Below are 10,267 nucleotides of genomic sequence, written 5' to 3'. Positions count from 1 at the left end.
ACGGGCCACGGCGCCGACACGGGACCCTCAACCCTCCCTCCTTGCCCGCCAACGGGCAGGAGGGGCCCATGGCACCGCAGCCCGGGTCTGGAAAGCACTACGGGCCACGGCGCCGACACGGGACCCTCAACCCATGCGGCACCGCAGCCCGGAGCTGTCGTCGGGCGCCGTGTATGACCGAGAACTGTGCGGGGTCCTCGCTCGGCGGCGTCCGACCGAGAAGGGGCCTCGCGCGGTCAGGGCAGTTGCGCGGTGGGCCTCTCCTTGGTGCCCTTTCATTGTGGACTAGACCAATCTGGCTTGTCCAGGCCGACCCGAAAATTGGTCTGGACAACTTGGGGGAGCGGTCCCGGCGCCCGCCGGTCGGGGGTGGGCCCGGGCCGTCCGCGCGCCCCTGGAGCTACGCTCAGCCTGTGCCCTCGCTGAACGAACTCGTCCGCCGCCACACCACCCTGACCGGTGCCGATGTGGAGTGGCTGCACATGCTGGTCTCGGAGTGGCAGCTGCTCTCCGACCTGTCCTTCGCCGACCTGGTCCTGTGGATCCCCACCTGGGACGGCATCCGGTACGTCTCGGTCGCCCAGATGCGGCCCAACACCGGCCCGACCTCCTACCAGGACGACATGGTCGGCCACCTCGTCCCGCGCGGCCGCCGCCCCCTGCTGGACGCCGCCTACGACGAGGGTCGGATCGTGCGCGAGGGCGATCCGGAGTGGCGCGAGGAGGTGCCGGTCCGGGTCGAGTCGATCCCGGTGCGGCGCGAGGGCAAGGTGCTCGGGGTGATCGCCCGCAACACCAACCTGCTGACCGTCCGCACCCCCAGCCGGCTGGAGCTCACCTATCTGCAGAGCGCCTCCGACCTGGCCCAGATGATCGCCGCCGGCACCTTCCCCTACCCCGGGGTGGAGCAGACCGACATGGACGCCGCGCCCCGGGTCGGCGACGGCCTGATCCGGCTCGACGCGGACGGCGTGGTCACCTACGCCAGCCCCAACGCGCTCTCCGCCTACCACCGGCTCGGCCTCACCACCGACCTGGTCGGCAGCCACCTGGGCCGGGCGACCGCCGAACTGGTGCCGCCCTCCCGGGCGGCCGTGCACGAGGCGCTGGTCAAGCTGGCGAGCGGCTGGGCACCCCGGCAGACCGAGGTGGAGGTCCAGGGCGGGGTGGTGACCCTGCGGGCCATCCCGCTCAAGCCCAAGGGCACCCTGACGGGCTCGCTGGTGCTCTGCCGGGACGTCACCGAACTGCGCCGCCGCGACCGCGAACTGATGACCAAGGACGCCACCATCCGGGAGATCCACCACCGGGTGAAGAACAACCTGCAGACGGTCGCCGCGCTGCTGCGGCTGCAGTCCCGCCGGATGGACTCGGACGCCGGCCGGGCCGCCCTGGACGAGGCGGTCCGCCGGGTCGGCTCGATCGCGATCGTGCACGAGACGCTGTCCCAGGCGCTGGACGAGAAGGTGGCCTTCGACGAGATCGCCGACCGGGTGCTGGCCATGGTGGTGGAGCTGTCCCAGGATGGCCGGGTGGCGACCCGGCGCAGCGGCAGTTTCGGCATCCTCTCGGCCGAGGTGGCCACCCCGCTGGCGATGGTGCTCACCGAGCTGCTGCAGAACGCGCTGGAGCACGCCTTCGGGCCGAGCGCCTCCGGCAACCTGGAGGTCAGCGCGCTGCGCGGCCGGGCGCCGGCCACCGGGATGGGCTGGTCGGACAGTTGGAACGGCGGGGCGCGGCCGGAGGAGTACCTGCTGATCACCGTGCAGGACGACGGCAAGGGCATGCCGGAGGGCTTCGACCCGCAGCAGGCGGGCAACCTCGGGCTGCAGATCGTCCGGACGCTGGCCACCGGGGAGCTGGGCGGCACCTTCGACATGGTGGCGGGGCCGAACGGCGGTACCAAGGTGGTGCTGGAGATCCCGGTGCGCTGAGCTGCGCCGAGGCGTAGAGGGGTGCGGGGGGAGCGTGCGACTCGGCGTGGGCGCCGGTGGCCCGCTCCTTCACCACCGTCCACTGCGCCACCGCCCGCGGTGCGGGGACGGCGAAGACAAAAACGAGGCCCTGTCGACCGGGGGGGGTGGGTCGACAGGGCCTCTCAACCCGTTCCGGCCGTCGGGGGGAGTCGGCCGGAACGGGGGCTCTAGTGGTGCGCCACTCGCCGGTGCGTTGCACACGGTGAGCGCCACAGCTCCACAATATTGCTCTAAGTGAACAGTATCAAGTGGCTGGGCGGGCAAGTGTCGCGGGACCTTTTCGGGCAAGGCCCTTTGTACGGAAGGCTTCACCAGGAAGTGCAGGCGAAGCCTTTGATCATGTGTTGATCGGTGCGGTGGTTACTGCTGGTACTACGGCGTGTGATCAGGCGGTGCGGGTCAGGCCGTACGGGCGCGGTTGCGGGCGGCGCGACGCTTCATCGCACGACGCTCGTCCTCGCTCATGCCGCCCCAGACGCCGGCGTCCTGGCCGGTCTCGAGGGCCCACTGGAGGCACTGCTCCATGACCGGACAGCGGCGGCACACGGCCTTGGCTTCCTCGATCTGCAGCAGAGCAGGACCGGTGTTCCCGATCGGGAAGAACAGCTCCGGGTCCTCTTCGCGGCAGACAGCGCGGTGGCGCCAGTCCATGGTCGTCCAACTCCTCCTGCCGACGGGGGTCACCCGCACGGCACATCGATGGTCTTTGTGAATGTGAACGCTTTCACGAATCCCGCAACAACAAAAGAGACCAAAGGCCCATCGGGCCCGGGAGGTCTGTGCTGGGGAGGGATTCGGCGATTCGAGGGACACCCCGCGGTCGGCACCCAACAGGTTCTGAGGTTGCCGTCGCTGCGATGCGTCCCGATCGCCATGTAGAGGTTCGCAAACCTCGGGCCCGGATACAACCCCCTTCAGGGAGGAATTTTTGATTCTTCGGTGTCGCCTAGCTCACAGCCAGTACTTCTATGGAGTGAAGGGGGCTTGTGCGTTCGAGAAGAAGGGTGAAGGGCCCTTCTAGTCACACAATCACACGCAGTGCCCGCCGTACGCCTGTGAAACTGACGCGACTCCTGGACCCAAGGTGGTCCCCGTCGACCTGGAACGGGGCCGGTTCCTCCGAAACCAAGGTGAAGTGACGGACGTCGTGATAGGAGACGACGTGCTTGCCGGAGGGGCCCGGTGATGCGGCGCCGTCGCTCGAAGGCCCGTGCGACCGCAGGATCTGACGGACCGTTCGAGCAGTGCCGAACGCCGTCATCCGGGTGATGCCGAAGACATCGAGGTCCGCGTCGAAGGAGGCCAGCGGCGAGGGGTAGACCGGGCGGTTGCCCAGGAACGTCCAGGGCGAGGTGTTGCTGACTATCGCCAGCGCCAGGCCGGGCACCGGCCCGTGGCCCGCCAGTTCCAGGGAAACCGGGCCTGATCTGCGCTGCTCACGCTGGGTGACGAAGTGGCGGAGCGCCTGGGTGACATAGAGCGCGTGGGTGGACTTGCGCCCCGCCCGGCGCTGCTCCTCGACCCGGCCGACCACTCCGGCGTCGAAGCCGAGCCCGGCGGTGAAGGTGAACCAGCGGTCCGGCAGCCCCTCGGTCATCGCCTTGCCCAGACCGATCGGGCGCTCCCGCCGGCCCTCCAGGGCGTTCAGCAGCGCGCCGGTCGCCTCCACCGGGTCGTTCGGCAGGCCCAGCGCGCGGGCGAACACGTTGGTCGAACCGCCCGGGACCACGGCCAGCCGGGGGACCTTCTCGCCCGGGCCGTGCGAGAGCAGGCCGTTGACCGCCTCGTTGACGGTGCCGTCGCCGCCCAGGGCCACCACCAGGTCGACCGTGCCGTCCTCGACCGCCTCGCGGGCCAGGTCGCGCGCGTGGCCGCGGTACTGGGTCTGCGCCACCTCCAGCTTGAGGTCGCTGCGCAGGGCGTGGATCAGGACGTCCCTGGTGCGGCCGCTGGTGGTGGTCGCTTTCGGGTTGACGACCAGGAGAGCGCGCATGTGCTCAGCCTACGGGTCGGTACGGACCTCCTGGCGGCTACCCTGCTGGAGTGACCGCAGAATCCTCCGCACCCGTACCCGCGCCCGGTGCCGGCCGTCCGACCGCCCTCACCGTGGGCGCCGCCATCACGGCCGTCGCGGGCGCCGCGCTGGCCGTCGTGGGCGTCTGGGACATGGTCGCCGCCCTGTCCGGCCAGTCCAAGCAGCTCGCCCTGAACGAGTTCGGCGGCCTGGTGATCGTGCTGCTCGGCGTGCTGCCGCTGCTCGCCGCCCGGGCGCTGCTCCAGGGCCGCCGCTGGGGCCGCAGCCCGGCCGTGCTGACCAACTCGATCTGCCTGCCGGTGGCCTACTACATGTGGCAGAGCGGCGGCACGATGGCCGCCGTCGGGGTGGGCGTCGGCCTGCTCGGCCTGGCCGGCATCTGCGCGCTGCTCAGCCCGAAGTCGACGGCGGCCCTCTACGCTCCGCACGAGGGCTGAGCGCGGAGGGCCGCCGCCTTTCCGGTACCGCATCCGACCGACGGCCGCCGCCCGGCGGCCGTCGGTCCTGCTTTCCCGGTCCTACTCCTCCACCAGCAGCTTCTCCCGCAGCTGCGCGAGCGTCCGGGCGAGCAGCCGGGAGACGTGCATCTGGGAGATGCCCACCTCGGCGGCGATCTGGGACTGCGTCATGTTCCGGAAGAACCGCAGCACCAGGATCTTCTGCTCCCGGGGCGGCAGTTGGGCGAGCAGCGGCTTGAGCGACTCCCGGTACTCGACGCCCTCCAGGGCCTCGTCGGTGGCGCCCAGGGTGTCCGCGACGGCCGGCGACTCGTCGTCGTTGTCCGGCACGTCCAGCGACAGCGTGGAGTACGCGTTGGCGGACTCCAGCCCCTCCAGCACGTCCTCCTCGGAGATCCCCAGGTGCTCGGCCAGCTCGTGCACCGTGGGGGAGCGGCCGTGCCGCTGGGAGAGCTCGCTGGTCGCCGTGGTGAGCGACAGCCGCAGCTCCTGGAGCCGGCGCGGCACCCGGACCGCCCAGCCCTTGTCGCGGAAGTGCCGCTTGATCTCGCCGACGATGGTCGGCGTGGCGTAGGTGGAGAACTCGACCCCGCGCTCGTGGTCGAAGCGGTCCACCGACTTGATCAGTCCGATGGTGGCGACCTGGGTGAGGTCGTCCAGCGGCTCGCCCCGGTTGCGGAACCGCCGGGCCAGGTGCTCGACCAGCGGGATGTGCATCCGCACCAGCTGGTTGCGCAGCTCGACGCGCTCCGGGGAGCCCTCGGGCAGCGCGGACAGCCGGACGAACAGTGCCCGGGCCGCCTCGCGGTCCGGGGCACCGCTGCGCTGCGGACCCTGGGCGGGCACCGCGGCGCGCAGTGCCCGGGCCGCCTCGTCGGCGGCCCCGTCCTCCGGGCCGTCGCTGTCCGGACCCCCGTCCGGGCGGTCGGCCGGCGGGAGGTCCGCGGCCGACGGCACGGGCGGGGGCGACTGATCGGGCGACGACTCGGGCGTCGGCTCGGTCGGCTGGCTCATCCGGTGGGCGTCCTTCGGGTGCGCTTCGTCGTTGGCGGCGAGGCCGGGGACGCTCGCCTGGGTCGGTACGGCAGGGCCCGCCGTCGCGAGGCCGGTACGGTCCAGATCACTCACGGCCATTCCCCCGTTCCGTTCCGGGAGCACCGGGACCGCCGGTCCCGGTTCGTCTCGATGGTCGTACCGCCGGGTGGGGGCGGTACCGGGAGCCGTCCGTCCGGCCCGGTGGTGCCGGGCGGACGGCCCTTGTTCGGTGCTGCTGCCGCGCTGCCGCGGCGGACCTAGTGGGCGGCGGAGCCGCCGCGCTTCTTGTGCAGGCTGATCGACACGGTCTTGTCCTCGGCGACCGAGGACTCGACCTCGCCGGCCAGCGCGGAGAGCACCGTCCAGGCGAAGGTGTCGCGTTCGGGCGCCCGGCCGTCGGTGGTGGGCGCCGAGACGATCACCTTCAGGGAGTCGCCGACCAGGCGGAACTCGCAGCAGAGGACCGAACCGGGCACGGCCTGCTGGAGCAGGATGGCGCAGGCCTCGTCGACCGCGATCCGCAGGTCCTCGATCTCGTCCAGGGTGAAGTCCAGCCGGGCCGCGAGGCCCGCCGTGGCTGTACGCAGGACCGAGAGATAGGCCCCGGCCGCGGGCAGCCGGACCTCCACGAAGTCCTGGACTCCGGGCTCGCCGTCGATCTGGGACACCCTCACCTCCTGGGTGACGCGCTGTGCTTCCGGGCCGGTGGCCGCGGCACTGTCTGTTGCTTGGCTCAACTGCTTCGCCCCAACTGTCCAGAGGGGTGGTGCGGTACGTACCGGTCATACCCCTCGTGGGTCTCCCGGACGCCGCCGTCCGCCCGAGACGTTACCGCGTTCGTGCCCCGGAGCGGGAGTCACTCATGGTAAGGCATCGCGACTCAGGGTGGCAGGGGTCCGACGAGGACCTTGCGCGCCCTCCGCGTACGCCCTCCGCGCGCCCGGTCCGGCGCCCGGATCAGCGCCCCCGGATCAGCGCCTCCGGATCAACGCCCCCGGATCAACGGGAGCCGGCGGCGGTGAGCGCCTCGCCGGTGAGGCGGTAGACCGTCCACCCGTCCATCGGGACCGCGCCGAGCGCCTTGTAGAAGTCGATCGAGGGCCGGTTCCAGTCCAGCACCGACCACTCGACCCGGGCGTAGCCGCGCTCGACGGCGATCCGGGCGAGCCCAGGAGCAGCGCCTTGCCGTGGCCGCCGCCGCGGGCGGTCGGGTCGACGTAGAGGTCCTCCAGGTAGATCCCGTGGGTGCCGCGCCAGGTCGAGAAATTGAGGAACCAGAGCGCGAAGCCGACCGGCTCGCCGGTGGTGTCGTCCTCGGCGATCAGGCCGAACACGGCCGGCTGCTCACCGAACAGGGCGTCCCGCAGCTGCTCCTCGGTGGCGATCGCCTCGTGCGCGGCCTTCTCGTACTCGGCGAGTTCGTGGATCATGCGGTGGATCACGGGGACGTCGGCGGGGGCTGCGGTGCGGATCATGCCTCCGAGCCTACTTGGGCCGTCCCGCTCCCGTCCCGGGCCGAGGCCGCGGGCCGGGACGGGAGCGGGACGGCCGGGGCCTCAGCGGGCCGGGACGGTCCGCAGGTAGGCCGCCAGGGCGGTGACCGCGGCCGGGTTGCGGGGGCTCTCGACCAGGTCCACGTAGTCCAGGACGAAGATCCGGTCGTTGCGGACGGCCGAGACTCCGGCCAGCGGCGGGAAGGACTTCAGGAACTTCCGCTTCGCCTCGGCGTCGGGGGTGCCGTAGTTGTTGATCACGATCACCTCGGGGTCGCGCTCGACCACGGTCTCCCAGCCCACGGTGGTCCAGGAGTCGGCGAGGTCGCCGGTCACGTTCCGCCCGCCGGCCTTGGTGATGATCTCCTCCGGGGCGGCGAACCGGCCGGAGGTGAAGGGCTTGTCCTCGCCGCTGTCGTACAGGAAGACGCCCGGGCGGTACGCGGGCTCGGGGACGGCCGCGATCTCCGCCTTGAACCCGGCGATCAGCCGGTCCGCCCGGTCCCGGACGTCGAAGATGTCGCCCAGGTTGGCGAGGTCCGTGTAGAGCGCGTGCAGCGGGGACATCACCCCGCGCTCGGTGCCCTTGCCGCTGCGGCAGGACTCGGTCAGCACGTAGGAGCCGATGCCGACACCGGCCAGGGCCTGCGGGGTGACGCCCCGGCTCTCGTCGAAGCCGTAGTTCCAGCCGGCGAACACCAGGTCGGCCCTGGCCTCCAGCGCGATCTCCTTGGTGATCTGCTGCTTGGAGAGCCACGGGGCGCGCTGGTAGGCGTCCTTCCAGGCGACCTTGTCGACCTGGCCCTTGTCGTCCGGCATCACGTAGCCGGCCATCCGGTCCTCCAGCCCGAGCGCGAACATCAGCTCGGTGATGCCGACGTCGTTGGTCACCACCCGGGCGGGCTTCTGCTGGAAGGTGACCGGGGCGCCGCAGTTCTCGACGGTCACCGGGTAGTGGGCGGAGGCGGCGGCGCCGTCGCCGCGCGGGGCGATCTCGGCGCCGCAGCCGGTGAGGGCGAGGGCGAGCAGGGCGGCGGCGGCAACGGCCTTGGTGCGCATGGTGGGTCCTCGGGGCGGTGGGCGGGTCGGTCGTGCGGAGAACGGTCGGTCGTACCTGGAGACGGTCCGGGCCGGCGGTTCGGACGGGTCGGTCAGGGCAGGCGGTCGAACAGCAGCTGGACGGCGCCGGTGACCGGGTGCCGGACCGGCGTCGCCCGGACCTTGAACACCTCCGCCAGCAGGCCCGGTTCGAGCACCTCGGCGGGCGGTCCGGAGGCGACGATCCGCCCCTCCGCGAGCACGTACAGCAGATCGCAGTGCCCGGCGGCCAGATTGAGGTCGTGCAGCGCGGTGAGCACCGTCGTCCCGGCCTCCCGGACCAGCGCCAGTACCTCCAGCTGGTGGGTGATGTCCAGGTGGTTGGTGGGTTCGTCGAGCACCAGCACCCGGGGCTCCTGGACCAGCGCGCGGGCGATCAGCACCCGCTGCTTCTCGCCCCCGGAGAGGCTCAGGAAGCCCCGGCCGGCCAGGTGCCCGGCGCCGACCCGGTCCAGGGCGGCGGCGCAGTGCTGCTCGTCGGCCGCGGACGGGCCGGCCAGGGCGCCGCGCCGGTGCGGCAGCCGGCCCATGCCGACCACCTCGGCGACGGTGAAGTCGAACTCCGCGGTGTGCTCCTGCGGCAGCGCCGCCACCCGCCGGGCGGCCTCGCGCGGCGCGAGCCGGTGGACCTCCTCGCCGCCCAGCAGGACGGCTCCGGCGGCGGGCCGCAGCGCCCGGTAGACGCAGCGCAGCAGGGTGGACTTGCCGCTGCCGTTCGGGCCGACCAGGCCGACCACCTGGCCGGCGGCGGCGGTCAGGGTGACCTCGTGGACCAGCCGGACGCCGGCCAGGTCGACCGAGACCCGGTCGACGGCGAGGTCCAGGGCCCCGGTGCCGGCGGTGCTCACCGGCCACCCCCGAAGGCGTAGGCGCGACGGCGCATCAGCAGCAGGAAGCAGGGCACCCCGACGGCCGCGGTGACCACGCCGACGGGCAGTTCGGCGGGGGCCAGCAGGGTGCGCGAGACGATGTCCACCCAGACCAGCAGCAGGGCCCCGGCGAGCGGCGCGACCAGCAGCAACCGGCGGTGGCCGGCGCCGACCAGCATCCGGGCCAGGTGCGGGACCATCAGTCCGACGAAGCCGATCGCCCCGCTGACCGCGACCACGGTGCCGGTGACGGCGGCGGTCACCACGAACAGCGCGCGCCGCAGCCGGTCCGGGTCCACGCCGAGCGAGGCGGCCGTCTCGTCGCCCATCGCCAGCGCGTCCAGCTGTCCGGCGGCGCGGGCCAGGTACGCCAGGCCGGCGAGCACGGTGACGGCGGCGATCGGCACCGAGCCCCAGGTGGCCCCGCCGAGGCTGCCGAGCAGCCACATCATGGCCGAGCGGGCGGCCTCGCCGCGGGCGGCGGCGAAGACCATCAGCGCGGTCACGGCGGAGAAGCCGTAGGACATCGCGGTGCCGGTGAGCACCAGTCGCAGCGGGGTGAGCCCGTGGGCGGTACGGGCCGTCAGATAGACCAGCACCATGGCCAGCAGGGCCGAGACGAAGGCGGAGGCGGAGAGCGCCCAGACACCGAGCGAGGCGAAGGCGCCGAACATCAGTACGGCGTTGGCGCCGACCGAGGCCCCGGAGGAGATGCCGAGCACGAAGGGGTCGGCGAGCGCGTTGCGCACCATCGCCTGGACCGCGACCCCGGTGGCGGCGAGTCCGGCGCCGACCACGGCGGCCAGGACGGCGCGCGGCAGCCGGATCTCCCAGACGATGGCGTACGCGGCGGCCTCGTCGGCCTCCAGCCGACCGCCCGTCAGGCCGGCGCCCAGGAGCCGCAGGACCTGGCCCCAGCCGAGGCCGGCCGAGCCCACCGCGACGGCGCAGACCAGCGAGCCGAGCAGGGCCGCGCTGAGGACGGCGGCCAGCGGGAGGGCGGGAATCCGCCGGGGGCCCGGTGGGGCCGCGGCGGTGGCCGGTGCGGCCGCGGTGGTGCTGCTCACTGGTGGCACGCCTTGCCTCGGGCCGGGTACGGCGAGGGGCGGCGCGTCCGGGTGCGGGTGTGCCGGGGCGCCATCCCCTCGCAGTCCGCGGCGAGTTGTCGGGAGGTCGGCGCCCCCGGGCGATCGGGCTCGCGGCCGCGGGGGCCGCTTACCGTTGCGGGTCAGCGCCGGATTCGCACCGGCTTCCCCCGTGGGACGCCCTGGCAGCATAACAAGCGCTCATGGCCTACGACCCT

General features: G+C 72.6%; 9 protein-coding genes, 1 pseudogene and 1 riboswitch. Of the genes and pseudogenes, 2 read left to right on the top strand and 8 right to left on the bottom strand.

Annotated features, from left to right (window positions below; translation table 11 throughout):
* Window positions 1–413 precede the first annotated feature (413 nt).
* The gene (locus BI06_RS17595) at window positions 414–1,934 is read left to right on the top strand and encodes a sensor histidine kinase (protein WP_030392866.1); all 1,521 of its coding nucleotides are present in this window, start codon (window positions 414–416) and stop codon (window positions 1,932–1,934) included.
* Between the two features lie 441 nt (window positions 1,935–2,375).
* On the opposite strand, the gene BI06_RS17590 is transcribed toward BI06_RS17595, so the two are convergent.
* Together BI06_RS17590 and BI06_RS17585 are read right to left on the bottom strand one after the other, a co-directional pair.
* Window positions 2,376–2,627: a WhiB family transcriptional regulator gene (locus BI06_RS17590; RefSeq protein ID WP_014138019.1), complete on the bottom strand. Its 252-nt coding sequence runs from the start codon at window positions 2,625–2,627 to the stop codon at window positions 2,376–2,378.
* Between the two features lie 370 nt (window positions 2,628–2,997).
* Window positions 2,998–3,969: a diacylglycerol kinase family protein gene (locus BI06_RS17585; protein WP_030392865.1), complete on the bottom strand. Its 972-nt coding sequence runs from the start codon at window positions 3,967–3,969 to the stop codon at window positions 2,998–3,000.
* 50 nt (window positions 3,970–4,019) lie between these two features.
* Here BI06_RS17585 and BI06_RS17580 point away from each other — a divergent pair, with 50 nt between their 5' ends.
* Complete coding sequence (locus BI06_RS17580) at window positions 4,020–4,448, top strand: hypothetical protein (protein WP_030392864.1); 429 nt, start codon at window positions 4,020–4,022, stop codon at window positions 4,446–4,448.
* Window positions 4,449–4,529: 81 nt separating this feature from the next.
* Here BI06_RS17580 and BI06_RS17575 read toward each other — a convergent pair whose 3' ends face one another.
* From BI06_RS17575 to BI06_RS17550, 6 genes and pseudogenes are all read right to left on the bottom strand, one after another.
* Window positions 4,530–5,597 carry an RNA polymerase sigma factor SigF gene (locus BI06_RS17575; RefSeq protein ID WP_231978586.1) on the bottom strand — a complete coding sequence of 356 codons (1,068 nt, stop codon included), beginning with the start codon at window positions 5,595–5,597 and terminating at the stop codon, window positions 4,530–4,532.
* Between the two features lie 164 nt (window positions 5,598–5,761).
* A complete protein-coding gene (locus BI06_RS17570; protein ID WP_030392862.1) occupies window positions 5,762–6,172 on the bottom strand; it encodes an anti-sigma regulatory factor in 411 nt (136 codons plus the stop codon).
* Window positions 6,173–6,503: 331 nt separating this feature from the next.
* A pseudogene (locus tag BI06_RS17565) lies at window positions 6,504–6,979 on the bottom strand (N-acetyltransferase family protein).
* A gap of 81 nt (window positions 6,980–7,060) precedes the next feature.
* A complete protein-coding gene (locus tag BI06_RS17560) occupies window positions 7,061–8,056 on the bottom strand; it encodes an ABC transporter substrate-binding protein (RefSeq protein WP_030392860.1) in 996 nt (331 codons plus the stop codon).
* 92 nt (window positions 8,057–8,148) lie between these two features.
* Window positions 8,149–8,943 (bottom strand): ABC transporter ATP-binding protein, encoded by a 795-nt coding sequence (locus BI06_RS17555; RefSeq protein ID WP_369826139.1) that lies wholly within the window; start codon window positions 8,941–8,943, stop codon window positions 8,149–8,151.
* Window positions 8,940–10,031 (bottom strand): iron ABC transporter permease, encoded by a 1,092-nt coding sequence (locus BI06_RS17550; RefSeq protein WP_051741195.1) that lies wholly within the window; start codon window positions 10,029–10,031, stop codon window positions 8,940–8,942. Before BI06_RS17550 ends, BI06_RS17555 begins: the two co-directional genes overlap by 4 nt.
* A gap of 117 nt (window positions 10,032–10,148) precedes the next feature.
* A riboswitch (cobalamin riboswitch) is annotated at window positions 10,149–10,220 on the bottom strand.
* Window positions 10,221–10,267 lie beyond the last annotated feature (47 nt).

Origin of the sequence: Kitasatospora sp. MBT66, from assembly GCF_000710405.2 — a bacterium.
Classification (GTDB): domain Bacteria; phylum Actinomycetota; class Actinomycetes; order Streptomycetales; family Streptomycetaceae; genus Kitasatospora; species Kitasatospora purpeofusca.
Note: the sequence above shows the minus strand (reverse complement) of the source record. Positions and strands in the feature narration are given on the sequence as shown.

Bases quoted from the DNA above. Each gene is read 5' to 3' on its own strand.
- BI06_RS17590 (WP_014138019.1), bottom strand. From the start codon at position 2,627: ATGGACTGGCGCCACCGCGCTGTCTGCCGCGAAGAGGACCCGGAGCTG.
- BI06_RS17585 (WP_030392865.1), bottom strand. From the start codon at position 3,969: ATGCGCGCTCTCCTGGTCGTCAACCCGAAAGCGACCACCACCAGCGGC.
- BI06_RS17560 (WP_030392860.1), bottom strand. From the start codon at position 8,056: ATGCGCACCAAGGCCGTTGCCGCCGCCGCCCTGCTCGCCCTCGCCCTC.